At 61.1% G+C, this 24911-nt stretch carries 25 protein-coding genes and 1 tRNA gene; 8 read left to right on the top strand and 18 right to left on the bottom strand.

Going from position 1 to position 24911, the window contains the following annotated elements; translation table 11 throughout:
- Positions 1–19: 19 nt before the first annotated feature.
- From QCE58_RS01380 to QCE58_RS01320, 13 genes are all read right to left on the bottom strand, one after another.
- Positions 20–3184, bottom strand: coding sequence for a helicase-related protein (locus QCE58_RS01380; RefSeq protein WP_284502252.1), 3165 nt, complete (start codon positions 3182–3184; stop codon positions 20–22).
- Positions 3185–3274: 90 nt separating this feature from the next.
- On the bottom strand, positions 3275–3433 hold the full coding sequence (locus QCE58_RS01375; protein WP_250520875.1) for a hypothetical protein: 159 nt from the start codon (positions 3431–3433) through the stop codon (positions 3275–3277).
- Positions 3434–3899: 466 nt separating this feature from the next.
- Complete coding sequence (locus QCE58_RS01370) at positions 3900–4190, bottom strand: hypothetical protein (protein WP_250520874.1); 291 nt, start codon at positions 4188–4190, stop codon at positions 3900–3902.
- Between the two features lie 340 nt (positions 4191–4530).
- On the bottom strand, positions 4531–6384 hold the full coding sequence (locus QCE58_RS01365; RefSeq protein WP_250520873.1) for a hypothetical protein: 1854 nt from the start codon (positions 6382–6384) through the stop codon (positions 4531–4533).
- Positions 6385–6388: 4 nt separating this feature from the next.
- A complete protein-coding gene (locus tag QCE58_RS01360) occupies positions 6389–7168 on the bottom strand; it encodes a hypothetical protein (RefSeq protein ID WP_250520872.1) in 780 nt (259 codons plus the stop codon).
- Between the two features lie 557 nt (positions 7169–7725).
- The gene (locus tag QCE58_RS01355) at positions 7726–8514 is read right to left on the bottom strand and encodes a hypothetical protein (RefSeq protein WP_250520871.1); all 789 of its coding nucleotides are present in this window, start codon (positions 8512–8514) and stop codon (positions 7726–7728) included.
- Positions 8515–8523: 9 nt separating this feature from the next.
- Entirely contained in the window at positions 8524–9480 is a 957-nt protein-coding gene (locus QCE58_RS01350; protein ID WP_250520870.1) for a hypothetical protein, read from the bottom strand.
- 209 nt (positions 9481–9689) lie between these two features.
- Positions 9690–9956, bottom strand: coding sequence for a hypothetical protein (locus tag QCE58_RS01345; RefSeq protein ID WP_250520869.1), 267 nt, complete (start codon positions 9954–9956; stop codon positions 9690–9692).
- A 2527-nt stretch (positions 9957–12483) separates the two neighbouring features.
- Positions 12484–12559, bottom strand: a tRNA-Ala gene (locus QCE58_RS01340).
- A 67-nt stretch (positions 12560–12626) separates the two neighbouring features.
- Complete coding sequence (locus QCE58_RS01335; protein ID WP_175979692.1) at positions 12627–12971, bottom strand: c-type cytochrome; 345 nt, start codon at positions 12969–12971, stop codon at positions 12627–12629.
- The gene (locus tag QCE58_RS01330; protein WP_008352287.1) at positions 12968–13768 is read right to left on the bottom strand and encodes a BON domain-containing protein; all 801 of its coding nucleotides are present in this window, start codon (positions 13766–13768) and stop codon (positions 12968–12970) included. The genes QCE58_RS01335 and QCE58_RS01330 overlap by 4 nt, the downstream gene beginning before the upstream one ends.
- Positions 13769–13791: 23 nt before the next feature.
- Positions 13792–14379 carry a phosphoheptose isomerase gene (locus tag QCE58_RS01325; RefSeq protein WP_175979691.1) on the bottom strand — a complete coding sequence of 196 codons (588 nt, stop codon included), beginning with the start codon at positions 14377–14379 and terminating at the stop codon, positions 13792–13794.
- Positions 14380–14481: 102 nt separating this feature from the next.
- The gene (locus QCE58_RS01320; RefSeq protein ID WP_250497138.1) at positions 14482–14916 is read right to left on the bottom strand and encodes a YraN family protein; all 435 of its coding nucleotides are present in this window, start codon (positions 14914–14916) and stop codon (positions 14482–14484) included.
- Between QCE58_RS01320 and rsmI the strand changes: the two genes are divergently transcribed.
- Positions 14915–15796, top strand: coding sequence for a 16S rRNA (cytidine(1402)-2'-O)-methyltransferase (rsmI, locus tag QCE58_RS01315; protein WP_175979689.1), 882 nt, complete (start codon positions 14915–14917; stop codon positions 15794–15796). The two genes, QCE58_RS01320 and rsmI, sit on opposite strands and share 2 nt — an antisense overlap.
- A gap of 53 nt (positions 15797–15849) precedes the next feature.
- Here the strand turns inward: rsmI and QCE58_RS01310 are convergent, their stop codons facing one another.
- Entirely contained in the window at positions 15850–16458 is a 609-nt protein-coding gene (locus QCE58_RS01310) for a septal ring lytic transglycosylase RlpA family protein (protein WP_250520868.1), read from the bottom strand.
- On the opposite strand from QCE58_RS01310, the gene QCE58_RS01305 reads away from it, so the two are divergent.
- The 5 genes from QCE58_RS01305 to QCE58_RS01285 all read left to right on the top strand — a co-directional run bounded on the left by QCE58_RS01305 (position 16435) and on the right by QCE58_RS01285 (position 19353).
- Entirely contained in the window at positions 16435–16704 is a 270-nt protein-coding gene (locus QCE58_RS01305) for a hypothetical protein (RefSeq protein ID WP_162483414.1), read from the top strand. The two genes, QCE58_RS01310 and QCE58_RS01305, sit on opposite strands and share 24 nt — an antisense overlap.
- Positions 16705–17123: 419 nt before the next feature.
- Positions 17124–17780, top strand: a complete 657-nt coding sequence (locus QCE58_RS01300; RefSeq protein WP_250520867.1) for an MBL fold metallo-hydrolase — start codon at positions 17124–17126, stop codon at positions 17778–17780.
- A complete protein-coding gene (locus QCE58_RS01295; protein WP_175979687.1) occupies positions 17777–18403 on the top strand; it encodes an exonuclease in 627 nt (208 codons plus the stop codon). Before QCE58_RS01300 ends, QCE58_RS01295 begins: the two co-directional genes overlap by 4 nt.
- Before the next feature lie 105 nt (positions 18404–18508).
- Positions 18509–18967: an Lrp/AsnC family transcriptional regulator gene (locus QCE58_RS01290; RefSeq protein WP_008352298.1), complete on the top strand. Its 459-nt coding sequence runs from the start codon at positions 18509–18511 to the stop codon at positions 18965–18967.
- Between the two features lie 185 nt (positions 18968–19152).
- Positions 19153–19353: a hypothetical protein gene (locus QCE58_RS01285; protein ID WP_250481416.1), complete on the top strand. Its 201-nt coding sequence runs from the start codon at positions 19153–19155 to the stop codon at positions 19351–19353.
- A gap of 117 nt (positions 19354–19470) precedes the next feature.
- On the opposite strand, the gene QCE58_RS01280 is transcribed toward QCE58_RS01285, so the two are convergent.
- Complete coding sequence (locus tag QCE58_RS01280; protein ID WP_008352299.1) at positions 19471–19773, bottom strand: H-NS family nucleoid-associated regulatory protein; 303 nt, start codon at positions 19771–19773, stop codon at positions 19471–19473.
- A gap of 369 nt (positions 19774–20142) precedes the next feature.
- The gene (locus tag QCE58_RS01275) at positions 20143–20814 is read right to left on the bottom strand and encodes a HugZ family protein (RefSeq protein WP_250481415.1); all 672 of its coding nucleotides are present in this window, start codon (positions 20812–20814) and stop codon (positions 20143–20145) included.
- Between the two features lie 156 nt (positions 20815–20970).
- Here QCE58_RS01275 and QCE58_RS01270 point away from each other — a divergent pair, with 156 nt between their 5' ends.
- Positions 20971–22194 carry an MFS transporter gene (locus QCE58_RS01270; RefSeq protein WP_250435383.1) on the top strand — a complete coding sequence of 408 codons (1224 nt, stop codon included), beginning with the start codon at positions 20971–20973 and terminating at the stop codon, positions 22192–22194.
- Between the two features lie 61 nt (positions 22195–22255).
- On the opposite strand, the gene QCE58_RS01265 is transcribed toward QCE58_RS01270, so the two are convergent.
- On the bottom strand, positions 22256–23401 hold the full coding sequence (locus QCE58_RS01265; RefSeq protein WP_008352302.1) for a branched-chain amino acid ABC transporter substrate-binding protein: 1146 nt from the start codon (positions 23399–23401) through the stop codon (positions 22256–22258).
- A gap of 539 nt (positions 23402–23940) precedes the next feature.
- Here QCE58_RS01265 and QCE58_RS01260 point away from each other — a divergent pair.
- Positions 23941–24645, top strand: coding sequence for a dienelactone hydrolase family protein (locus QCE58_RS01260; RefSeq protein WP_008352303.1), 705 nt, complete (start codon positions 23941–23943; stop codon positions 24643–24645).
- A gap of 41 nt (positions 24646–24686) precedes the next feature.
- On the opposite strand, the gene QCE58_RS01255 is transcribed toward QCE58_RS01260, so the two are convergent.
- A complete protein-coding gene (locus QCE58_RS01255) occupies positions 24687–24872 on the bottom strand; it encodes a hypothetical protein (protein WP_008352305.1) in 186 nt (61 codons plus the stop codon).
- Between the last annotated feature and the right edge of the window lie 39 nt (positions 24873–24911).

The raw sequence follows: 24911 nt of genomic DNA, 5'->3' as shown, positions 1-24911 counted from the left end.
CTTATCAGCTCGTGCACCGTCACGCAGCGGCTCCGGGCAGAATCACCAAGAAGGCGGCCACCTCAAAATCATTGCTGCCGGCGAATTCACCCTTCATGGCGTAAGTGCCACCGGGCGAAAACAAGCTGGCTACCGCGCGCTCCTCGTTTTTGCCCACCACAGACGCAACGGCAGCAGCCAATAGCTTCTGCGCGTGGCGCATGTCCTCGCCCTGCCGCGTGCCCTTATCGAAGCTGGCGCAGGCAGCGTCATCAGGCAGCTCGCGCCCGAGGGCCAGACGCTTGAGCCGGTCAAGGATCCGCTTGGCCTGAGGATACGGCAGAAGCACGGCACCGTCATCGCCCACATGAGTCAGATAAATCGGTGCCAGGGGGTAGTCGGAATGCTGGCCACTTTTGCTCATTTTGGCAGCTGCTGCTCCCTCGGCTCGCAGGCAAAAGATGACGCCCGGAGGAATGTCGGCGTCAATACTGGTGGTGACGGCGTAGGTGCCCAGCGGCAAGCTGTCGAGCTGACCGGGGTGTTCTTTGAGGTACTGCGCCAGGTCGATGCGGAAGTCGGTCAGCGTCAAGTCGGTGATGGACACGCCATTGCTCAGGTCTTCGATATCGATAACCGTATCCTGCAGCTTAAGCAACTGCTTGCGCCGGTACTCCAGGTCGTTCATCTGGTCGCCAGACTGCTGTTCAATGAGGTTTTCTTCGCCCGTGGCCGAAACATCAAGCAACACCATGCGCCCGCTCACCCGCTGTTCCAGGCCGATGTATTCCTCCAGTTCCATATTGGGCCAAAAGTTCACCAACTGGATGTTCTGGTTAGGCGAGCCAATTCGGTCGATACGACCGAAGCGCTGAATGATCCGCACCGGATTCCAGTGGATATCGTAGTTAATCAGCCAGTCGCAATCCTGCAGGTTCTGACCTTCAGAGATGCAATCCGTGGCGATGAGCAAGTCGATTTCTCCCTCTGCCGCCATGTCTGCCGGGCGCTCCTTGGCGCGCGGCGCGAAGGCCGACAACACACTGCTCATGCTCTTGCGCAAACCGGGCACGGTGGTCTGGATGCCGGCGCTGCCGGTGATCAAGCCAGCATCCACGCCAAGGAAGGACTTGGCCCACGGAGCGAGGTTAGCGTACAGGTATTGCGCCGTGTCAGAGAACGCGGTGAAGACAATGATCTTGCGGTTGCCGGCGTTAATGGGCGCACGGCACTTTTGCTCGATCATATCGCGCAGTTTGGCCAGCTTGGCGTCGCGCCCCGCGTCCACCTGCTGGGCAGCGGCCAGCAATGTGGCCAAGCGATTGCGGTCTTCGATCAGGTCTTGCTTCCACCGAATCAGGTCCACGTCGCTGAGAAGCACCTTAACCTTGCGACCTACAAGTAGTGGTTCATATGCAGGGTCGTCGATATCCACATCGGCGATGTCGATTTCCTCGATGCCCTCGGCGTGGTTCTCGATGTGGGCCAGCACAGCTTCAACGTCTTTGAGCTGCCGTTGCACGGTCAGTGAGAATGAGGAAACCGCGCTCTCCATGCGCTTGAGCACGTTGACCCGCAACAGGTGGATGAGGCTCTCTTCGCGGTCAGCCTGGCGGAAGAAACTCTCGCCGCCCCTGATTTCGGTGCTGTATTTGGCGTCGTAGGCGGCCTGCTTGTGCGGCAGCACATAACGCAGCGGCGCGTAGCTGGCCAGGTTTAGGCGCCGGATTTCGAGGTTGATGTCCTTGATAGCGCGGAATTGACCAGCCAGATCTACGTCGGCCTTGATATTTATAGGCGGCAGCCGGCCCGGGAACTTGCCGGTCTCGTCCGTACCGTAATACTTCTCTACATGTCGGCGCGAACGCGCGATGGTAAGGTGATCCAGCAGCGTGAAGTAATCAAAGCCCAACATCTCGACCAGGTGGCCGGGCGTACGCTCGGCCTCGTCCATGTCGAGCCAGCGGTTGAACTGGGTTTGCGCTTTGCGCGTGGTCTGCTCGATGCTCTCGATGCCGTGCTCAACCAAGGCGGTGTCGTCGCCCTCAGTGACAAAGGCAATTTGATTTTTCAAATCTGCCAAGCGGTTGTTGACTGGCGTTGCCGACAACATAAGTACGCGCGTCTTGACGCCTTCTTTGATGATCTTGCGCATTAGCCGGTCATAGCGGGTCTCGGTGCCCTGGCGCGGCGACTTCTTGTTGCGGAAGTTGTGACTCTCGTCGATAACCACAAGGTCGTAGTTGCCCCAGTTCACATGGCACAGGTCGATATCGCCGGAGTGGCCACCGTCGCGCGACAAATCCGTATGGTTGAGTACGTCGTAATTAAAGCGGTCTGCCGCGAGCGCATTGCGTTTGTCGTTGGCCTTGTACAGCGTCCAGTTGTCGCGCAGGCGCTTGGGCGCAAGCACCAGCACGCGGTCGTTGCGCAACTCGTGGTACTTGATGACGGCTAGGGCCTCGAAGGTTTTTCCAAGCCCCACGCTGTCCGCAATAATGCAACCACCGAAACGCGTCAGCTTGTCAATCGCCCCGATGACGCCATCGCGCTGGAACTTGAACAGCTTCTTCCAGACAACGGTGTTGCGAATACCGGTGGCCGATTTGACGATGCGCTCCTCGTCCATCTCTTCGCCGCGGTTCCCGAATAGGTGATTCAGGATCAGTGCGTAGAGCGTGAACGGCGCATGGTGCCGCCCCATGCTCAGCAGGGCTTCAACCAGGGCCGGCCGGCTGTCAGGCTGCGTCTGGAGCGCGGACCATTGCTGATCGAACCAACGGGCGAGCTGTGCCGCCTCGTCGGCCGATTCGGACGCCTGTATCAGATTCAAGGGATTGCCCGGCGCCAGGCCCAGGCCATCTGTACTGAACGCGAACGAACCCATCACTACCTGGTCAGCAGTGCCGTTCGGTGCGCGCATGACTGCAGCGCCTTGCGGCACGCGGCCGTGCGCGCGGCGCAGTTCAACACGGCCATCGAGCCACTTGGCGCACTGGTTGGCGAGCCAACGGGCTTGCAGCCGATTTCGTGCGGCCCGGTCCCCCTCGCCGCCAACGAAGTCCAGTCTGTCATCTGCCGGAGGGAGGATAAGCTGTACCCGTTCAAGCGTCGCGAGAACATCGCGTAGTTCAGCGAAGGCGAACAACGAGAACAACGGCGTGACGCAATCGAATTTGCGGCCCGGCTTCAAATGCGGGCGCATTAGATCGATGACCCGGTCTAATCCACTGTTATTTACGAGTTTCACGACTGCTAATTCCCCCGCTGACTCCGAATTAAGTTGCGTCTGAACTCAACCAGAAGCCGCGAAAACCTGGAAGACCAGTTTGCCGGCCGTGCTGGAGCTCTCGATCTTTTCGACGATGCGCTCGAAAACCGAGATTTCTTCCAACTTCGCGACGATTCGGACCAACTCAGTCAGGCCGCGCCTAATCCGGTCCAGCCGCTCCATTATTAACGTCACGAACGTGCTGCGCCTTTAGGGGCAGTCAAGCTCCCGCTGGCCAGCATCGTTACCAAATTGCCTTCCTTCCTAGATGCAGTGGACTTCGGAAACGCTCAGCGCGTCACGCTGCGATTCCGGGTTCTGGCCATCTGTCGAAATTTGGGCCATGCCAAGCCATTGATTGATTGATGATTTCCGGACGCTGACAAAATTGACGGGGATTTTAACAGCCGGGTCTCCAACAGGCATCCGGCAAAATGATGCGGTGTCCCAGAAATTATGGTTTTTGCTGCGCGCAAGCGGTGCTGGCAGCCTATCCGAGCCGCCAGCGCGCTGACCGTTGGGCGGCGATTCGACGCGGGCCGCCTCCCTTGCGCACATCGGAATCGCGGGCGCAGATTGAGTAATACGATGTGTGACGCGCTAAAAGGCAAGCTCTTTAGTGCGGCCTTCGCACAGCTTCTGAATGACTTTAGCCCGAGCGCGCTTTCCGTGTCTTCCGGTCCAACTTCCTCACCTGTTTCTCCAGCGCCTCAATCCTGACGAGATAGGGCCGGAGCTCATCCATAATACGAATCTCCCGTTCCCGCAGTTGCTGGACCGCGAACGCATATTCCCGTTCGTAGCGCAGCCTGGCAACCCGCGTATCGGACCATGCACGATCAAGGGGCGCGCATTCTTTTCGGAGCTTGCGCAACTCGCGGATCGCCGCCTGGAGTCGCGCCGCGTCGGCCAATTCAGCGGCCAGTTCGGGATTTATCATGAGCCTTTTGCACGCACGAATCGATTGTTTGGTCGAGGCGGGATCCCTTGACCTTGATGTTGCGAACACGATATCACCCGAGCATCGAGACCGCCGCCGCGAGGCGGAAGGCTTCCGGCCTCTGGTCAGTTGATCTTAGCGATGCCCGCTTGGAACTTCACGAGCTATTGGGAGAGCTTGCGTATTGTGTGCAAGCTCCCCCACGTCACGAAAACGACCAGTGAAACATACCAGCAGTCTTGCGGCACGGAGGTAACGAGCCCGCCCCAGCAAGTCCATGCTTCCACGCCGGTCAGGAGCACGGCGGCGAAGAGGATGGGGATAACGATACCGTACATGTTCAGGCTCCTAGGTCGGTGAACCGCGTTTCTATCGGTCGAAAGTACGGGTGGAGAAATACCCGGCACAAGGGCAGCTCGCTCTTGCCGTCGAAGCCTGCAACGATCGCCTGGCCGGTCGGCAAGTTCCGGAGCACTTCGGGCGGCACGATGTGTTCACGCTGTTCCCGGACATTGAAACTCTGCGCGACGGTCGAATCGCCCGCAAACCGGCCTGCGGCCGTCAGGGCGGCGTCGGTCACGGTCTCGTTTATGCTCGTTTCCACGAGCCTGCGATTGTGTTGGCCCAACAAGTCGGCGACCTTGTCGGGCGCGGTCTGAGTAAGCACGACAAGATTCCGCAAGCTCTGCACGAGCACGCGGGTTGCGACTTCCCCAAGCCGCTGCTCCAGGCTGGGGATGCCCTGTGTTGCGTAGATGGTGATGGACCGCGCCGCGCGGGCCAGCGCTTGGAAGGCTTCATCGCCCGCCGTAACCATGTCTTGCGCCTCGTCGATGATCAGCAACATGGCGCGCTCCTCCGGCTCCAACCCATCCCGGCCAGCTAACCGATTTAGAATCGCTTGCTGGTAACCCAGTTTCAGCGTCACCCCGAGCAATTGGGCGAGGCCAGGCGTTTCAAACAGCGAGCAATCGAGGGCGACGATGAGCCCTTGGTCGATAACCGTCGGCCAATCTGGAAGCGTGATTTCGGACTCTGGAGGGTTATAGACTTGTCGTGCGCCCGGCGCAACGAGTGGCGTCAGCAACTGATAGATTTCGCTCAGATATATCGCGCGAAGCTTATCCTCCTCAGCGAAAACCTGAACGAGCCGGTTCTGGTAGTAGTCCTGCTGCTCTCGTTTCTCTTCATCGAACTCAAATCCATCGCAAAGCGCGATGAGAAACCCCTGCGCGGCTTTGCCCGGCTCATCATTCCCCTGTGCGAGCAACTGCAACTGCTGGAGCAGCATTAGCACGGCCTGCGCCGTGACATACCCGGCGTTCGTCAGCCGGAGGATACCGATGGCGCCCTCCAAAAGTGCGCGTGCGCCGTGTCGGATCCAGCGTGACGCAGGTTCGAAGCCGCCGCCGTTAATCGCCTCCAACGCTTGCATAAAGCTCTCCGCCAGGGTCGCAGGGTCGTCTGCGGGGCGATGCAGCGGATTCCACCTGGTCTCTGGATGCCGTAGACCAACGACACGCAGATCGTCAAGCCGGCCGGCCTCATGCAGGCTGCGGACTAGTGGACCAATCAGCGCCGCCTTGCTATCAGCAACCAGTGCACCCGGTCGCGAGCCGTGTCCCAGGAGACGGAAGACAGCCGACTGGATGAAGTACGCTGTCTTGCCGCTGCCTGTCGCGCCCAACACCAGAATCCCAGTTACAAGTCCCGCGAGCGGTAACGCAAACCACTCAGGCTGCGGCGCGAGCTCGGCACCCGTGCCATAGGTCAGGCGGTGGCCGTCGCCCGAATAGCTCCGCGTCGGATGTACTTCACCGACGACCAGCGTGGGCGACTCCTGCGAGTCGAGCAGTGGCGGCAGGCGATAGTGCTGGGCGATAAAATGCTGCGACTGCTTGCTCGCTTTCCATACAAGCCTCAGCCGCGCTGCGGTGCCGCCGAGCAACGCGCCAAGCCCGTCGTAGGCAATCGCCGCCACGGATACGACAACGATGAAAGTCACACGGAGCGCGTGGCCGAAAGTCTGCTCTGGCCAAATAGTCGGGACCACAAGCCAGACTGCCTGACAGCCAAAGGCCAAGCTGATAATGACACGCAGCCAAAACGGAAGATCGAATTCGAGCAGTTCCCGCGCCCGCTGACGCGCGGCTGTCAACGAGAGCGAGCGGGGTGTCGTTTGAGTCGGAAGCATGCCGTCACCCTCGCGGATCAACGGTAATGACATCGCGAGATAGCCACGGGAACTCGACCGAAACATCCGCCTGTGCCGTCATCAGTTCTGCCCGGCGGCCGGCAAGCCTGATGCGACTGACCCCGGTTGGATCGGCGGAAATCTGCGCGTCTATTTGAGCAAGTTCACGTACCTCGTCGCCCGGAGCCACGCCGAACTCACGCAGCGTTGCGCGCAGGCACTCAGCCTGCCGACCGGCCCGAGCGACAAGGAGGAGCCGGCCGTTCTGCTGTTCGAACAGCGGATGCCAGCGAGCCACAATACTGGCGACTGCATTGAAAGCCGAGCGCTCTGCGGACGGCGGTATGGGTGCGAACACCGTGTATCCACCGTTATCCTGCAAGACCAGTGGGATAGCGTACCCCGATGTCGGGATGCCGGTCTTCACGCACAAGAGCGTAAGCTCTCCGGTGGTCAACCAGCGGCCCGCCGGGGTGCCACGGAAGGCGACGCCGCCGCGCAAAAGACCGCGCCAAAGAGTGTCCAGAGACTGCCCCGCCCGCAGAAATTTCGGTGCTCTCGTAGCGTCCAGGCCGATTGATTTCGGTGTGGGCTGGTAGACCGGCGTGTTCCCGAGTCCCGGCAATAGCAGGCGACGAAAATAGCCTGGCGCGACGGCTGCGCGCAGCGCGTCGGCAGCAGCTTCGGGCGTGAAAGACAGCGCAGCAGCGGCAAGCGACGGCGTTGTGCAGCAACGCAGCGACGCGCAGGCGGCGGCGTGCTCAATGATGTTGGGGTTGTGCATGACGATCTCCAGCGGCGCGAAAGTGCGCCTCGCTCCGTATAGCGTCGACTGACCCGAATGCCCGGTGCATACCACTGGGCTTACACACCGAGGCGAGTAGGCAAGACACCGTGGGCTAGAGACAAAAAACTCCGCGCCGAGACAAGCCTTGTCGTGGGGCGCGCACGGCGCGACATGGGACAAGGCGAACTCGCGTCAGCGAGTTCTGGGCGACGGCGCAAAAGCGACCGAAGGGCGCGCGCCAGGACGCGTCAGCGTCAGCCCATGACCACCAGAAGGACGGCGAGCGTGATGCCAGCAGCGAAGCTAGCAAGGCGTTCAGCGGGAGACGAAAAGGGTGCTAGCCGCCGGCTGGCGAGCGTGCCGAACAGCGACGCGTGACGCTAATGCGAGGTTGCCTGCGAGGACGACAGCGAGAACACTGGCCGAAACACCGGCATGGAGAACATGCACGATGCCGAACAGGACACCGGCATCTATCACTGTGGCGACGATTGCAACGCTCAGCGTGGCGACAGCGTAGACAGCGCTCCGACATCCCTGGGAGGTAATGGCTTTCATCTTTCCAGCGCCTGATTGGAAGTACGCTGAACGGTGGTGCTGGACATTGGTCTGCAGGCCGGCTCAGCATGCTGAGACAATGCTGGGCCGGCGTCGGTGGCACGCGTAATCGAAGGGTCGAGGTATGTATCGCCGCGTGCGAAGCGAGGAAGCGCGTCGCCGACCGCATCGATAGCTGCTCGGCGACCCGTTCGCCATTCGTCAATCGGTTGCGGAGCCGGAAACATCGCCCGCTCTGCCATCTCCATGAACGCGTCGAAGTTCGGGGAAAGGACACGCTCTGCGATAGCGGCGTCCTGTGCCGAAGCGCTCGCCGAGCGGAACGCTTCGCGCGCCAATGACGCCCGCAAACGTCCGGAATACAAACCAGCGAGAGGGTCATGCGAGTCCAATTCCGGTGAGCGCTGCTGATGCTCGTGAAGACGGTCGGGGTCAAAGTTGCTGTGCCTTGCGGCTGCCTCGCCGCCACGGTCTATGGCAGCAGCGGTATCGTGCGCGCCGCCGCCGTCGATGTCGTCAGGGTGAACGCCATGCCCAGCGTCCGGACCACCAGGATTTCCTGGTGTTGCTGACGGCTCGGCGCCCCGTGCAGCAACACCAGGGTTCACGCTCGCGCGCTCCCCACGTCCACCGACTCTCCGGTCATCGTCGTGGCCGTACGACGCCGAAACGCCGGCCGGTGCCGAGCCAGATGCTTCCCCAGCATGGACAGCTTCATGAGTATCAGCCTCGTCATGAAGACCGCGCGAACGCAGGCTTTCCACAAGCCATTCGAGGATTGGCATATTTTCTCCTTAGCCATATTTGCTTTGACTGCGCTGCGCTCGATGCCCGAGGCGGGTGGATATCTCGCCGCGTGGCGTGCCGTCGAGCTTCAGTCGGCGCGCCTCGCCGTGGCGGAATGTGTAGGCGCTTACGTGTGGCAAGCCGGCTCGTTCCGCCGCACGCGCGACGCGCTCGCGGAAGGCCGCGACTGTACCGGCATGCGTGATCGTCCGCTCCGACCGGTTGCCGAGCCACGCGAGCAGGTCGCGGCCTGCCTCCGTTCCCGCCAAATCGGAACGGACGAAAGACAGCGTCCTGCTCTCCACACCGCGATTGTTGTCGACCTTTGCGCCTCGAATCGATAGCGCAATCTGGTCGCCGTCCTGCCGCACCTGAACGCCTTTCACCTCGGCAGGGCGCGCTCCGGACAGCGCCATCACAGCGACAGCCGGTCGGTCTGCATCGCGCACCTCGCGTTGCACGAGGTCCCGCCAGTCTGATGGCAGGCCGGCCAGGGAGGGACGCTTTCCGTTACTAACCTGTGCTTGAGCTGGGCCGGTGTACACGCTTTTCCGCTCCATATCGGCCTCTCGGTCCCCCGTCGAAGGGGGAAGTCGGCGCAGCGTCTCCAGGCCCTCACGAATTCGCAAATACGCATCAGCCGCCCGATCTATTTCGCCGGAGCGCTTGAATCGATCCAAGTCACGTAGCGCAGTTTTCACCTCGTCGCGCGTTACATGCACGAGCGCGGCACGCCGAAACTGAAAGTTCGCCCGGCTCGCGGCACGCTCCGGCTGTTGGCCGGTCGTGCGCATCTGATCAACGACGCGCGAGTAGCGGGCATGGGTGTCAGCAGAGACCTCGCGCGCGTTGAAGCCGCGGACAAAACCACGCGCCTCCCTGACGTCGGTGCGAAGCTGCGCAGCCTCGCGGGAGTCGGCACGTGCTTCGAGACGGTCACGAAGTAGCGCGACGCGTTCGTCCAAGTGCAGGCCGGCAGCGGACTGCCGATCAGGTTGGCGCTCACGAACCCGAACGGCGGCGGTCGGGACGCGGTGCCCTGCTACTGCCATCGCGATCTTCAACAGTGGTTAGAAGACGCGCGATGACGGCCAGCACAGCGTTCGTGCGATCAGCATCACGCTTGGCGGGCAGCGCAACGTCTTCCGGGCTTTCGGCCGGTCTGGCGTTCTCATTACCGATCTCCGAGCAGCAACTGCGCCGCAGACTTCGCGCCGACGTTCTGGAACCTGACGTAGCGGCCTGCCTGCAAGACGCGGCTGTCAACGCTCGCCACAGCGAGCACGGTGAACGTTCCCGCCGATAACGGATGTACGACCAGAAGCGTGGAGAGAAGATCGAGAACGCGCGGCGCACACTGATAGAGGGCGATAGTGCCCACGATGCAGACAACCGCGGCAACCAGATACGGCAATAAAGAAGTGAAGATTATTCGGAGCATTTGCACACGCTTAGAGAGCCTTTACGCGGTTGTATAGCGTGTGCGAGGCAGATGACAGACCCGCTCGCCGCCTGCCTGGGCCCCTCCCTATCAAGATCGTGGAGGAGATGGTCTGGCGGGAGATCGATTTTGAGCTCGGAAATATGCGGACGACGTCCTATCTTCCACCACTCCGGTGGGTTGGAGGCTAGCTACCCCTTACCCAGCGGTCAGCAGCCGCTCTAATGCGGTTTTATCCCGTTTGGAGCACTTGAGGCTGACTGAAGCATGAAGGGTAGCATTGGTCGGATAAAACTGCTTACGCCGGGACCGGAGGAACTGCGCGACCAGGGCGGGGAATGCGCTGCTTTGCGCTGCTGCTTTGCGCTGCTTGGGATAGTGCAAGCTCTGTTTCTCAGGCGTCCAGGGTAGCTACCCGTGGGGCTGAAAACGCCGAACTACGACTGCTTCGGTCGGGACCTGCTGGATTGCGCTGATAGGCTGGATTTAGCTGACTGGAGCCCGAGCGCGAAAATGCCGAATTGCGCTATTAAGCTGGATTGAGCTAAGCGGATCCCGAGAGCTAAACTGCTGAGTTGCGCTATTAAGCTGGATTGAGCTGACTGGAGCTCGAAAGCGAATCGCTAGAATTGCGCTGTTAAGCTGGATTGAGCTGACTGTGCCTCGACAGCGAAATCGCTGAATTGCGCCGTTAAGCTGGATTGAGCTTACTGTGGCACCAATGGCGAAATTGCTAGATTGCGCCGTTAAACAAAGATTGAGTAACTCAATATTGAGTTTGAGGCTCAACCTTGCTGAGATCTCTGGGTTTGAGTTCAATATTGCGTTACGCAATCGTGCATCAAGGGCGGTGGGTTGAGCCGGGCCCTCCCGACATGATCGGGATAACCCTGCTCGAGCTGACCTGGGAACCGCCGGGTCTGTCTACCCTTCCCAACCTTTTCATCAAGGTACGGAGCCGTCTCGCCGCCTAGACTTACCTGTCCGCGCCTCTAGGTGAGCCAGCGCGTTCTGCTTTTTCAGACAGTATCCCGTGGTAGCAGTTATCCCGGCCGGCGCGCCACTGTGTTGTCCCCATCCACGCCGGCGGCACGATTTCGACAACCGAGGCCGGCTGGTTCCGGCGCACAACCACGGACTGCCGTGGCGCGGTATAGGCACAACCGGCTTCTCACCGGTGACGATCGCGTTGCGCTGGTCGCCGCCCTGTCTACAACATGCAGTGTCAGTATAGCGACAGTTTTTTCGTGCCGTTAGCACCCAACACGTTCCCCAAGATACTGCAGCGGAAACTCGTTTACAAACCTGCCAATATTTCTATCGAATCGAAATGTTATTTAGAAGCCCGCGTTAATGTGAAAATGTTATAGGTGCAGAAAATTACCATATACCGGCGGTTGTTTTCCCACGAGTAGCTTTCCGTTTAAAGCACGACCGCCATTTTAAGTCACATCCCACGCTAAACTTCTCGCGGCGTTACAAGTTGCGGGAATTCTCTCCGCCGCAATCAAGCGTCACAAGAAACAGTGATCGAAATGATTACCGTCACTCGTAACGGTTACACGCGTCGATCATGCGGACGATTTTCGTTTCAGTTACCACATTGCAAATAATCGTCACATCTGACGACAAAAGAGACTCAATGAAAGATCCAGCAGATAACACGACTCTCGACTTGTTCGAGCCTGCACCGCGCAAGCGCGGTCGACCGCCAACAGGCAAGGCCTTGAGCGGTGCTGAAAGGATGCGCCGCTATCGGGAACGGCAGAAAGCGCAAGCTGCTACGAGCCCGATAAGCCCGCCGCCACTCAGTTCGAGAGTAATTGACCTGAGTGAAATTCCAGCCTGGCGGCGAGCTCGAAATTGACGACTAGCCTTGAGGTTCTCGACAATCTCTTTCCTGGAGTCGCGGCGCTAACACCCGAACAAGTCGGTCAAGCGCTGGGAAAGACCGGGCCGGGTGCACAGAAAACGATTCTGAATCAGATCTCGGACGGCCGGTTTCCCATCCGGGTTGTGAAGATTGGACGACGATGGTTGTGTCCAAAGGCAGCATTGGCCGACTACTTGGATGGGAAGACTTCCGAACCAATGCCTCAGGACTCCCCGGTACAGAATCCGCGTCGGAGGGGGCGGCCGACGAATGCCGACCAACGACTAAATGCGAAACGTGCATTCTGGGCGAATACGGGGCGGGCGCTCGGCGACTGGCAACGTCAGGATTTGCAACGTCAAATAGAAGAGGTCGATGGTGACTCTGACGGAGTGCAATTGACGCATGTGCTGAGGCTAGCTTTGCGCAATGTTGGGCAGAGAGCCTGAACGGCGGCTCTGAAGTGCTGCGACGGTCGAAGCGATGTGCGGCGGCGCCCTCCTCCGGGTGTCGGGCACAGCAGAGACTGCGCGGGAAAGTTCTGGGAAAATTCGGCCGGGAATATCGTGGAATGCCGGGGGCTTGAATGGAACTCCGTGGAGCCACAAAAAAGCCCGAAAGTCTTATCTGATAAGGCTTTCGGGCTTGTATCGGTGGTGGAGAGGAGGAGGATCGAACTCCCGACCTTCGCATTGCGAACGCGACGCTCTCCCAGCTGAGCTACCCCCCCAACGAATCAAAATTGTACCACAGCAAAATCGCCGTCAGGCAAGCCTTCAGACGACTTCAATCAACACTCACTTCTGCGGCGCCCCCGCCAGAATCCAAGACACGACCGTCTTGATATCCGCGTCGTTCATCTTCGGGTGCGAAGGCATCGGAATCGAGCCCCACACCCCCGCGCCGCCGTTCTTCACCTTCTTTTCAAGCATCGTGCTCGCCTGCGGATCGCCCTTGTACTTCTCGGCGACCTGTTGAAACGACGGCCCCACAAGCTTGCGATCGATCGCATGACAACCCATGCACGCGTTGCTGCGCGCGATCGCCATCGCATTCGCGGATGAACCCGTCTGCTCCGCAGCAGACACACCAAAAGACGCGGCAACGATCACCGCGCCGACAATCAAACGCATCATGTTCATTTCACCGTCGAAGCCGGATTGGCATTCCCCGGACGCACATCCGAGTTCTTCACGGGCGCGGGCGATTGCGTATCGAGCGGACGCGACGTCACGCCCGAATCAGGCACCGTGCCAACCGTCGCCTCAGCCGGCGCGCTTGCCGCCGGCGCCACGCTCGTGCCCGACGCGGCCGCCGCTTCCAGCGCTTGCGCCTCTTCAGGCTTGATGTACTGGAACACCTTCACGACCTGCTCGACGCCCGGCACGCGCGCGGCGACATCCGCGCCATGCGCGCCTTCGTCCGGCGTGACGAGCCCCATCAGATAAACGACACTGCGCTCGCACACCACCTTGTAGTCGTTCGCGTGCAAGTCCTTCTCGCCGACCATCGCAGTCTTCACGCGTCCTTCAAGGTAGGAATCGTTCGCGCGCGATGAGTACGAACTCGCGCCCTGCACCGACAGCTCGTTGACGATGCTGCCGACGTTATTGATGTCGCGCACCACCGCCTCGGCCTTCGCCTTCGATGCGTCGTCCGGCACTTCGCCCGTCAGCAACACGCGCCGGTTGAACACGGTCACGTTGACATGCGACGTATCGGGCACGTTCTCGTTGATCCGCGAAAGCGCCTTCACCTGAATCTCGCGATCTTCGGTCTGCGCGCCGAGCGTGCGGCGATCCGTGGCGATCAACGTGCCGCCGGCCGCCGCGCCGACGACCGCGAGCGCGCAGCCCTGCAACGTCAATGCAACTCCCGACAACATGCCCACCATCAGCGTGGCCTGGGCCAGCGTCGCCTTGACGCGTGTCTTGTTCATCAACTCCGTTCCCCCTTTCAGTTTCAGTCGTCGCCGAGCAGCATCGCATCGATGCCGTCGCACAGACAATGAATGGTCAGCAGATGGACTTCCTGGATGCGCGCCGTTCGTTCGGCCGGCACGCAGATATGAATATCGGTTTCGGCGAGCACGTCGGACATCGCGCCGCCGCCCTTGCCCGACAACGCGATCACGATCATCTCGCGCTCGTGCGCTTCCTGAATCGCAGCGAGCACGTTCACCGAGTTGCCCGACGTGCTGATCGCAAGCAACACGTCGCCCGACTGGCCGAGCGCGCGGACCTGGTTCGAGAAGATCTGCTCGAACGCATAGTCGTTGCCGATGGCCGTGAGTATCGAGGTGTCCGTGGTCAGCGCAATCGCCGGCAAGCCCGGACGCTCGCGTTCGAAGCGGCCGATGAGTTGCGCGGCGAAGCGCTGCGCATCGGCAGCCGAGCCGCCATTGCCGCAAACGAGAATCTTGTTGCCGTTCGCGAGCGCGCCAAAAAGCGTATCGACGGCGGCCGCGATCGGAACCGCCAGCGCGTCGAGTGCTTCGAGTTGAAGTGCCGCGCTGTCGCGGAATTGCTGTTGAATGCGTTCGACTGACATCGACTCTCGATCATCGGCCGCGACGTGCGCGGTGTGTGGCTTGAACGCTCAAGGCGTCGGTTGTTGCGCAGTTTACCGCATGCATCATGCGATGAACCGCAGTCACGCCTCGTCGGCGCGAAACGCATCGGGCAGCCAATGGATGCGGCCCGCATCGAACGCGACGACGTCGAAACGGCACGCAGGCAACGCGCCGCGCCATGTCGTCAGGAAATGCTGCGCGGCATGTACGAGGCGCGCGCGCTTCTTCGCATCGACGCTTGCGACGGCATTCGCGTAACGCCTGCTTCTTCTCGCGCGGACTTCGACGAACACGAGCGCGCCGCGTTCATCGAGCATCACGAGATCGATCTCGCCGCCGCGACACGTCACGTTGCGCGCGACAAGACGCATGCGCTGCCGCTGCAGGAACGCGAGCGCGTGCGACTCGAAAGCGGCGCCGAGCGTTTTGGACACGGCTCCTCCGTAAAAGTTGTCGGCGGGCCACCGAATCGCGCATGGCAAAATGACGACCTTTCCTTCGACGCCCGCGCTCATGCTTCAGATCTCCGAACTCGCCGCTGGGCAGCACTATCCGACAGGCGCGCTGTATATCGTCGCAACGCCGATCGGCAACGCGGCGGACATCACCGTGCGCGCGCTCCACGTGCTCGGACTCGCGGATCGCATCGCCGCCGAAGACACGCGCAACACCGCGCAACTGCTCGCGCGCTATGGCATTTCGAAGCCGTCGATCGCCGTGCACGAGCACAACGAGCGCAGCGCCGCCGAACGCGTGATCGAGCATCTCAGGAACGGCGAGCGCATCGCGTGCGTATCCGACGCGGGCACGCCCGGTATCTCCGATCCCGGCGCGCGTCTCGTCGATGCCGTGCGCGAGGCCGGCCTGCCGGTCATCCCGCTGCCGGGCGCGAGCGCGCTCACGACCGCGTTGAGCGCGGCGGGCGCGTTCGTCGGCGGCTTCTCGTTCATCGGCTTTCTGCCGACGAAGGCGAAGCAACGTGCGTCGGAGCTGAAGAAACTCGCAAGTCTTCCGATGGCGCTGGTGTTCTACGAGGCGCCGCATCGCATCGTCGAAACCGTGCGCGCGCTCGGCGACGCGTTCGGCGGCGAACGGCAACTGCTGATCGCCCGTGAGCTGACGAAGTTACATGAGAGCCTGCATCGCTGCACCCTAGCCGAAGGGCCAACGTGGCTCGAAGCCGATGCGAATCGTCAACGCGGGGAATTCGTCCTGGTCGTCGAAGGCGCGCCCGAAGCGCACGACGCCGACGACGCCCACGACGCGCTGCTGTCGACGCTGCTGGAAGAGTTGTCGGTGAAAAGCGCGGCGCGCATCGCGGCGACATTGACGGGCGCGTCGCGCAATGCGCTGTATGAACGCGCGCTGAAGCTCGCCAAACGCGACGAGAAATAAAAACGGGCCGTTGCGATAACGGCCCGTCGGGTTCTGCGAAGCTGTCGGCGAGATCAGTTCACGCTGTCGTCGGCCAGCGCCTGAGCCTGCTCTTCGCGCGCCGCACGCGCTTCCTGCTGCGTGAGACCTTCGATCTTCACCTTCTGCGTGCCGGCGCCGCGCATGCCGAGCACCGCCGCCGCTGCATACGACAGATCGATCACGCGTCCGTGCACATAAGGGCCGCGATCGTTGATCTTCACGACGACGGTCTTGTGATTCGCTTCGTTCGTCACGCGCACCCACGACGCGAGCGGCAGCGTGCGATGCGCTGCGGTCATCGCGTTCATGTTGAACTTCTCGCCGCTCGCGGTCTTGCGACCGTGGAACATGCGTCCGTACCACGACGCCTTGCCCTTCTGCTCGAAGTTGCTGGCGTCGGGACCGGTCGTGATCGGCTCGGCGTCGGAAAGCGACTGCGCCGGTTGCGCCGGCTTCTCGGCGGGCAGCGCGGAAAGGTGCGAATCGAAGGCGAGCGGCGCCGTCGAGCGGGCACTGCTCGTGCTGAAGGGGTTTGTGTTCTGAGGATTGGATGCGACATCGCCCGAACCCGGCGCGGCGCAACCCGCCAGCACGCCAACTGCTAGCAGGCTCCCGACATGTCGAATAAATCGAGCATTCATAGACGTGTTTTCAACGATAAAGGAGCGGCCGCGCTGCGCTGGTCGGCGCGCGCAAGGCTGCTCGAGGCTTTGCCGTGCAAAGCAGAACGCCGCTCGCTGAAGCGAACGGTGAACTGTGCTCGGATGCGGCGCACTCGTGCCGCAAACGCCCGGTTATTGTTCACGTCTGGCGCAACCTGTCCCCGGCAGCCTGACCAGACCCCACAAGCCGCCATCGAACGTGGCATCACGTTCGTGCGCTGGTGAAGCCAAGTGAGCGCAGGAACGGCGGCGTAGGCCCCATCCGGCGTGACGGCGGCAAAGGCCATCTGACAGACGCGCGGCGTCTGGCCGGACAAGACGTGTGCACCTACTGGAGGTGCGTGAGTTGCAATTGCGAGGCTTTTGGCCCCCAACAGCGTACTGACAGCGATTGTAAAAACGCACTAGCGTTTTGGCATTCGCCCAATGACGGCATGGTTTGATCCATGCACAAGTAGTGCCATTATACAAAAAAACCGTGGTCCGGCTCATCGGACCCATCGAATTGTCATTGATTTTCGCTATGAGCGTAAGAATTGCCGCTTTTTTGAGCAACGCCGTCGCGGCGCGCGCTGCCGTCGGACCCGTGGTCGCACCGGTACAATGAACGTTTTTACAGGCCCGCGCGCATCGACGTCAGTCATATGAAAGTCATTCTCGTTCCCGTAACGCCCTTTCAGCAGAACTGCTCGATCGTGATCTGCGAAGCGACCCAGCGCGCCGCCATCGTCGATCCGGGTGGCGACATCGAACGGATCATCGCGGAAGTCGAACGCCAAGGCGTGACCGTCGACAAGATTCTTCTCACGCACGGCCATCTCGATCATTGCGGCGGCGCCAAGGCGCTCGCGGACCATTACGGTATACAAATAGAGGGACCGCATCGCGAAGATGCGTTCTGGATCGATCAGTTGCCCGCGCAGACTCAGCGCTTCGGTTTTTCGAACGCCGAAGCCTTCACGCCGGAACGCTGGCTCGACGACGGCGACGCCGTGCAGTTCGGCAACGAGTCGATGGAAGTCTATTTCTGCCCAGGCCACACGCCGGGTCACGTCGTATTTTTCAGTCGGGAGCACAATGTGGCGTTCGTCGGCGACGTCCTGTTCGCCGGTTCGATCGGCCGGACCGATTTCCCGCGCGGCAATCAGGCGGAACTCATCCGCTCGATCCGCGAAAAGCTCTGGCCGCTCGGCGACGATATCACCTTCGTTCCCGGACACGGCCCGGCATCGACGTTCGGCGAGGAACGGCGCAGCAATCCTTTCGTGCGCGACGGCGCGGCAACGGGTGCGACAGCGTGAACGCAATCCCCGAAATCTACGTCAGCACCGATGTCGAGGCCGATGGCCCGATTCCCGGACCGCATTCGATGCTGAGCTTCGCGTCCGCGGCCTACACCGCGGACAAGCAGCTCATCGGCACCTTCTCCGCGAATCTCGAAACGCTCGAAGGCGCGACGCCGCATCCGGTTCAGGCGGCATGGTGGAAGACGCAGCCCGACGCGTGGGCCGCATGCCGCAAGGACCTGCAGAAGCCGGAAATCGCCTTGCCGGCCTATGTCGAATGGGTGGAAGCGCTGCCCGGCAAGCCCGTGTTCGTCGCGTATCCGGCGGGCTTCGACTTCACGCATATGTTCTGGTACATGATGCGCTTTGCCGAGCGCTGCCCGTTTTCGTGGTCGGCGCTCGACATCAAGACGCTCGCCTTCGCGATGACCGGCCTGCCGTATCGCAAGGCCATCAAGCCGCGTCTGCCGAAACACTGGTTCGACGAGCTGCCGCATACGCACGTCGCGCTGGACGACGCAATCGAGCAAGGCGCACTCTTTTGCAACATGCTGGCCGACCTGCGGATCTCGCAGGAGAAGCTGGCCAGGCTTGCGAAGGAATCCGGCGACGACACTGAAGGTAAAACCGCGCCCTGAGGCGGGGGAGTTAGGGAAACTCCCTCAGTGCGGGCGCGTTTGCATTGCGTTTCTTTTTCGACGCCTCTACTATGAGAGTCAAATCGCGACCGAACGGAGGCGCAGTTGACTCTCGATACATTCTCACAAAAAATCTTGCGTCTCCTGCAGCTGGACGCACGCCGCTCCGTTCAGGAAATCTCCGACCAGGTCGGCTTGTCGAGCACGCCGTGCTGGCGTCGCATCAAGGACATGGAGCAATCGGGCGTCATTCAGCGCTATACCGCGCTGCTCGATCGCGAAAAGCTCGGTCTGCATGTCTGCGCGCTCGCGCATATTCATTTGACACGGCATACGGAAGGCGGCGTCGAGCAATTCGAACGCGAAATCGCCACTTGCCCGGAAGTCACCGAGTGCTATAGCACGACCGGCGAATCCGATTACATCCTCAAGATCGTCGCGCCCGATATCAAGGCTTACGACGCCTTTCTCCACGATCGCATCTTCAAGATTCCTGCCGTCGCTCAGGTGCGAACGAGCGTTGTGCTCCGAGAGATCAAGTTCGACACGCAATTGCCGCTCTGACGGATTGCGTTTAGCGCCGCGTTTCTAATGCGCGCTTGGACCGTTGGTTCCAGCGCGCGGAATCGGTGCGTCCGTTGGAAGAGCCTTGTAATGCAATGGGCGACCGCGCATCCAATTCCCTTTCAGCCAGTCGATAAAAATCAAACTACCCAGCACGCCCGGCCTGATACGGGCGAAATATCCTGATGGTTGGCGATCCAGGTTCGCTCGCGAGCCAGCATTGCGGCGCGAACCGTGAACAGCAATCCGCCGAGGAAATTAATGCCGAAATTCGACGGCAGAACCACGATGATCCGAGTTGCCGCAAGTCCGCTATCTGGCGCAATATTCCTTCAGGAGACGTCCCGGTTTTCGGCCTGCGCGCTGTTGACGCAAGCGCGGTGTAATGTGTCTCCGGTCTTCGAACTTCGGCAAATGACGAAACACCGTTCATCTGATCGCACAAATGAAAAAGCCGCGTCACGTAACGCGGCTCTTCGAATGCATCGATTGATGCTTTGCAATTACTTGCCGATCAGAAAATTATCCCGATCCTGCCCGGCGATCCACTTCGGCGGCTTGCCGCGACCCGACCACGTGCTGCCACTTTCGGGATCGCGATATTTTGGCGCCACGCCCGAGCGGCTGCGCGCGGCCTTCGCGCCTTTTGCGCCACGGCCGCCAGCCAGTTCCTGAAGCGTGATGCCATAATCCGACATTTTCTGCTTGATCTCATTAAGCACTTCCGCGTATTCGCGCGACTTCGCTTCTTCAATCTGACGTTCGAGAGACTCGCGTTGTGCGAGGAGTTCCTTGTATGAAGGCATGGCAATTCCCTAAGTGGTTTGCTGACTTGCGAATCGGCGCGCTCGCTTTCAGTTATCAGTATAGCCTCGGACTGGCACGCAGATTAACACAGTTCCCAATAACGCGGCATGTGCGAATCGCCACTTATTAAAAGTTTAGCAATTTTCTTCGTAACAATTGCCGAAAGCTCAGAAGGTTCGCTTGTTCGCTCTTCGGACTTAAAAAGCTCTGCCAGTCGCGACGACGACTCGACGATGGCATCGGATGAAAACAAAGACAAACGAGTCAGTCGCAAAGTTTCATGAGATGGCAACTTGCCACGAAAAAGCCGCTCTGCAGCGCGTTCCATGCGGTTGAAATCGGGTCGCAACGTCTCGGATTTATCTCGTTCAAATATTACGTTGACGCTCAAAACAATCGATAACCGCGGCCTTCAAATCCTCGTTCGTCAGTTTCGGGTAATCGAATGTAAAACGATTGCGGATGTCGGCGAGCAGCAAATCGCAGCCGTACCGGTCTATCCCCAATAATCGGAGATTCTCCGGACGGCCGCTGTAAGCATCGAAATATTTGCATAACGACGATTCGTCGTCCGCCGAAAGCGGCGGCAGCGAATCCAGTTCTTCTCCGCCGAGCCATCCCATCGCGCCGAATCCGCCTATATAACGCATGCGCTCGAGCGACATCACCCAGAAGGAAAAATCGCCGAGTTTCAGATAGCGTGCCGCATCCGGGTGATAGCGCAAATAGCGCCGCGCGAGCTCATCGCGATCTTCGGGCGCGGCGGGCGCGAAACTGCCGAGCATCGTCAGGCGCTGGCCTTCCAGCACGCCGCCATCCGCCGCGTGGGAAACCAGAAACCCCGCGCGCGCATCGGCCTGAAGATTGCGCGTGTGCTCGGCGAGATGGCTGATGAGCACCATCGGCACATGGCGCTCGGTCGGCGCGAACGGCAGCGCCGTCGGATAGGGAAAGCCGCGCGGCTCGCGGGTAAGCGTGGCGAGCGTGCCTTCGGAGACGCGATGCAGCAGATGCAGCGGCGCTTGCGACGGGATGTTCATCCGGGCCTCGTGCGTGGGTGAATGGTCGGACGATGGTAATGCAGCAGGTCCGAGCGTGTCGCCTGGCCGTTCGATAGAATCGAAAGCCTTCGCGTTCGATGGCAACATGTCCGGTTGTCATCGCATCCCGCGCAACTTCAAAGAACGATTTCATTCGTGTCCGATTCGACCACTGCCTCCGCCGCCTGCGAATCCAATCCGACGCTCGCGCTACATCGCACTCTTCCGCATGCCACACGCGTACGCGCGCGCTACGCGACGATGGCCGTCTTCTTCATCGCGGGCATGATGTACGCCTCCTGGGGCGTGCACGTTCCCACCGTGCGCGACAAGTTCGCACTCAGTCCCGGCATGCTCTCGTTCGCGTTGCTGGCGGTCGCGGGCGGCTCGATCTTCGCGATGCTCACCGCCGGATCGTGGATCGCGCGCGCCGGCACGCGCACCGCGTGCATGGCGGGCGGCATCACGATGATGATCTGCGGCTCGCTGATCCTCGTGACGCCTTCTTACTGGATGCTGCTCGTCGTGCTCGCGATTTTCGGCTTCGGCATGGCGACGCTCGATGTCGCGATGAACGCCGAGGCCAGCGCGGTCGAGCAGGCTCTGGCGCAGCCGATCATGTCGTCGCTGCATGGCATGTTCAGCATCGGCGGGATGGCGGGCGCGGCCGCGGGCGGCGCATTGCTCGCGCACGGACTCGCGCCGGCGGCGCATCTCGCGCTCGCTTCCGGTGTGAGCCTGCTCGTACTGCTCGTATCGATGCCCGCCGTGCTGCCGCACGTTCCGCATCACGACGAGCACGCGAAGGCGTCGTCATCGAATCGCTGGCGCTCGGGCGCGCTGTGGGCGCTCGGCGGCCTCGCGCTCGTCGCGCTGATCGCGGAAGGCGCGATGTACGACTGGGCCACTGTATATATGCGCGATGTCGTCGAAGCCACGCCGTCGGTGTCGAGCGCCGCTTACGCCGCGTTCTCGGGCGGCATGGCGGCAGGCCGCTTCGGCGGCGACGCGGTGCGCGCGCGTTTCGGCGCGCCGCAACTGATCTTCGGCAGCGCGGGGCTTGCGTTCATCGGCATGGTGATGGCGCTCTTGCTGCCGAACACCATCGTCACGATGACCGGCTTCACGCTGATGGGCTTGGGCCTCGCGAACATGATGCCGGTGCTGTTCGCAGCAGCGGCGCGCGTCGAGGGCGTGACGCCCGCGGAAGGGCTCGCGCAGGTCGCGGGCCTCGCGTATTTCGGGCTGCTGCTCGGGCCGGTGTTGATCGGCGGCGTTGCACAGGTCAGCAATCTGCCGATCGGGCTGTGCGTCGTCGCGGCGTGCTGCTTCGTCATCACGCTCATCGGACCGCGCATTCTCAGGCGCTGGAAGATATGAAAAAGCGCGCGGTCCTTTCGGAACCGCGCGTTTCTCTGGACTTCGAGAAGTCCGAAGGAAATTACATCTTCACGACGTCGAGCAGCGTCTTCTTGCCGCCCTTGTAGTTGTACAGCGAGATCACGCCGTGCTTCAGATCGCCCTTCGAATCGAAGGTCGTCTCGCCGATCACGCCCTTGTAGTCCGTGTTCGGCATCGCGGCGACGATCTTCGCCGGATCGGTCGAGTTGGCGCGCTTCATCGCGTCGACGATGATGTACACCGCGTCATACGTGAACGGCGCGTAGATCTGGATCGGCTGGCCGAAGCGCTTCTGGAACTTCTCCGCGAACTGCTTGCCGCCGTCCATCTTCTCGAGCGCCATGCCCGCTTCCGAGCACACGACGTTGTCGGTCGCATCGCCTGCGAGATCCGACAGCTTCTCCGTACAGACGCCGTCGCCCGCGAGAACCTTGGCGCGCAGGCCGAGCTGCTTGGCTTGCTTGGCGAACGGGCCGCCGGTTGCGTCCATGCCGCCGTACATCACGGCGTCGGGGTTCTCACCCTTGATCTTCGTCAGAATCGCGCGGAAGTCGACGGCCTTGTCGTTGGTCGCGTCGTGCGAGATCACCTTCAGGCCGAGCGACTTGGCGGTCTTTTCGAACTCGTTCGCGAGACCCTGGCCGTATGCCGTCGAGTCGTCCACCACGGCGACGCTCTTCACCTTCAGGTTCTTCGCGGCGTAGTTGGCGAGCGCCGGACCTTGCTGCGCATCGGTCGCGACGACGCGGTACGTCGTCTTGAAGCCTTGCTGCGTGTAGGTCGGGTTCGTCGCCGACGGGGAAATCTGCACGATGCCCGCGTCGCTATAAATCTTCGACGCCGGGATCGACGTGCCGGAGTTCAGGTGACCCACGACGCCAACGACCTTGTCGTCGACCAGCTTCTGCGCGACTTGCGTCGCCGTGCGCGGGTCGGCCGCGTCGTCTTGCGCGTCGAGTTCGAGCGTGACCTTCTGGCCGTTGATCGTCAGGCCCTTGGCGTTGATCTCTTCGACTGCGAGCCGCGCGCCGTTTTCGTTATCCTTGCCCAGGTGAGCAATGCCGCCGGTCAGCGGAGCGACGTGACCGATCTTGACGACCTGGTCGGCTGCTGCGGACGTTGCCAACGTCGCGAAGAGCACGGCTGCGGCGCTGATCGGCAACAGTTTGTGAAGCTTGGTGTTCATGTAAGTCTCCAGTTTCGGTCCCAAAAACAACGTAATCGCCCTGTGCCCCGTCTTTCATCACGATCGCTCAGTCCCGTGGACGACCACGCCGGATGCATCGTCATGCACTTGGCAAGTCCTTCCGGCAGGCCGTTCGTGGCAGCCGCCATCCGCACTGCGCGCAAGTGTAGGGTTGTCAAATTAATTTAGGGAAGTTTTTTAAGATAGTGGTGTCACTACCAATTATCGGCCAGTTGTGATGCGCCGCCGTTTGTGGTGGCGTTCGCGTGAAGAAGCCCTGTGCATGCGGGTTTGCGCGACATCGGCGCGCAAAGGTTTGGCCGTCATTCGAGTCCGGCAGACGCGCGCCGATAATCCCTGCCCATCGGCACCATTAGCCTGTTTTTTAATGACTGTTTTTAGCTGGCGTTTAGATCGGCGCCTCTAAAAACCGGCTGCGCCTCAAAGCGCGTGCCAGAGGGCGCGCGGACGTTCAGGGCGACTGAAAGGGAAAGCTGGCAAACTCACACGCCTGCATTCCCACACACAAGGAGTTTGACGTGACCGTTTCCACGACTTCACGCTGGATCGACATTCCGGCCGATGGCGGCAGCTTCCAAGGCTATCTCGCGCTGCCGAAGACGGGCACCGGACCCGCCGTGATCATCCTGCAGGAGATCTTCGGCGTGAACGGCCACATTCGCAGCGTCGCGGATCAATACGCCGCCGATGGCTACGTCGCCCTCGCACCCGATGTTTTCTGGCGCACGCAGCCGCGCGTCGAGCTGGGTTACGAAGGCGCGGATCGCGAAAAGGCGATGGAACTGCTGCAAAAGACCAAGCTCGATGCCGCTGTCGCGGACGTCGGCGCGGCTGCGAAAGCGCTGCGCGCGCTGCCCGAAGTGACGGGCAAGATTGCGGCGATCGGCTATTGCTTCGGCGGCCGGCTCGCGTATCTCGCGGCGGCCGAGGGTTCGGTGGATACGGCGGTGGCCTATTACGGCGGCGGCATTCAGAACGCGCTCGACAAGGCCGATCAGGTCAAGGTGCCGATGCAGTTCCATTACGGCGAACTCGACGCGCACATTCCCGCCGATGCCGTCGATGCCGTCCGTCAGAAGTTCGCGGGCCGCGAGGATTCGGAACTGTATGTCTACGCGCAAGCCGACCACGGCTTCAACTGCGGCGATCGCGCGTCGTATAACGGGAAGGCGTCGGCGCTCGCGCACGGACGCACGCTGACCTTCCTCGGCGCTCATCTGTAATAGAAGCACCTTTCGCAAGCGCGCCCTGAACGGCGCGCTTGCTATATCAGCGCGGGCAATCCTTCGACGAGCAGAAAGGCGGCGAGCACACCGAGCAATGCGCCGAACACGCGCAGTACGTTGTTTCTCAGATGCGTCGCGCAGGGAATGGCCCCGAGGAACAGCGCGCCAGCGAGCGCCATCGGGATGATCAGAATGAAGTCGCCGATCGTGAAATACGTCGTCATGGTGCGTCTCCCATCGTCCTGCTTCTGGCTTTATCGTCG

Origin of the sequence: Caballeronia sp. LZ028, assembly GCF_031451415.1 — a bacterium.
GTDB classification, from domain to species: domain Bacteria; phylum Pseudomonadota; class Gammaproteobacteria; order Burkholderiales; family Burkholderiaceae; genus Caballeronia; species Caballeronia zhejiangensis.
Note: the sequence above shows the minus strand (reverse complement) of the source record. Positions and strands in the feature narration are given on the sequence as shown.

What these genes read in the sequence shown, in the direction of transcription:
- QCE58_RS01280 (WP_008352299.1), bottom strand. Translation starts at nt 19,773, where the DNA reads ATGCCTTCATACAAGGAACTCCTCGCACAACGCGAGTCTCTCGAACGT.
- QCE58_RS01355 (WP_250520871.1), bottom strand. Translation starts at nt 8,514, where the DNA reads ATGCCAATCCTCGAATGGCTTGTGGAAAGCCTGCGTTCGCGCGGTCTT.
- QCE58_RS01345 (WP_250520869.1), bottom strand. Translation starts at nt 9,956, where the DNA reads ATGCTCCGAATAATCTTCACTTCTTTATTGCCGTATCTGGTTGCCGCG.
- QCE58_RS01305 (WP_162483414.1), top strand. Translation starts at nt 16,435, where the DNA reads ATGTCGAATAAATCGAGCATTCATAGACGTGTTTTCAACGATAAAGGA.
- QCE58_RS01335 (WP_175979692.1), bottom strand. Translation starts at nt 12,971, where the DNA reads ATGAACATGATGCGTTTGATTGTCGGCGCGGTGATCGTTGCCGCGTCT.
- QCE58_RS01310 (WP_250520868.1), bottom strand. Translation starts at nt 16,458, where the DNA reads ATGAATGCTCGATTTATTCGACATGTCGGGAGCCTGCTAGCAGTTGGC.
- QCE58_RS01365 (WP_250520873.1), bottom strand. Translation starts at nt 6,384, where the DNA reads ATGCTTCCGACTCAAACGACACCCCGCTCGCTCTCGTTGACAGCCGCG.
- QCE58_RS01370 (WP_250520874.1), bottom strand. Translation starts at nt 4,190, where the DNA reads ATGATAAATCCCGAACTGGCCGCTGAATTGGCCGACGCGGCGCGACTC.
- QCE58_RS01275 (WP_250481415.1), bottom strand. Translation starts at nt 20,814, where the DNA reads ATGAACATCCCGTCGCAAGCGCCGCTGCATCTGCTGCATCGCGTCTCC.
- QCE58_RS01265 (WP_008352302.1), bottom strand. Translation starts at nt 23,401, where the DNA reads ATGAACACCAAGCTTCACAAACTGTTGCCGATCAGCGCCGCAGCCGTG.
- QCE58_RS01360 (WP_250520872.1), bottom strand. Translation starts at nt 7,168, where the DNA reads ATGCACAACCCCAACATCATTGAGCACGCCGCCGCCTGCGCGTCGCTG.
- QCE58_RS01380 (WP_284502252.1), bottom strand. Translation starts at nt 3,184, where the DNA reads ATGCGCCCGCATTTGAAGCCGGGCCGCAAATTCGATTGCGTCACGCCG.
- rsmI (WP_175979689.1), top strand. Translation starts at nt 14,915, where the DNA reads ATGCTTCAGATCTCCGAACTCGCCGCTGGGCAGCACTATCCGACAGGC.
- QCE58_RS01255 (WP_008352305.1), bottom strand. Translation starts at nt 24,872, where the DNA reads ATGACGACGTATTTCACGATCGGCGACTTCATTCTGATCATCCCGATG.
- QCE58_RS01325 (WP_175979691.1), bottom strand. Translation starts at nt 14,379, where the DNA reads ATGTCAGTCGAACGCATTCAACAGCAATTCCGCGACAGCGCGGCACTT.
- QCE58_RS01320 (WP_250497138.1), bottom strand. Translation starts at nt 14,916, where the DNA reads ATGAGCGCGGGCGTCGAAGGAAAGGTCGTCATTTTGCCATGCGCGATT.
- QCE58_RS01375 (WP_250520875.1), bottom strand. Translation starts at nt 3,433, where the DNA reads ATGGAGCGGCTGGACCGGATTAGGCGCGGCCTGACTGAGTTGGTCCGA.
- QCE58_RS01330 (WP_008352287.1), bottom strand. Translation starts at nt 13,768, where the DNA reads ATGAACAAGACACGCGTCAAGGCGACGCTGGCCCAGGCCACGCTGATG.
- QCE58_RS01300 (WP_250520867.1), top strand. Translation starts at nt 17,124, where the DNA reads ATGAAAGTCATTCTCGTTCCCGTAACGCCCTTTCAGCAGAACTGCTCG.
- QCE58_RS01285 (WP_250481416.1), top strand. Translation starts at nt 19,153, where the DNA reads ATGGTTGGCGATCCAGGTTCGCTCGCGAGCCAGCATTGCGGCGCGAAC.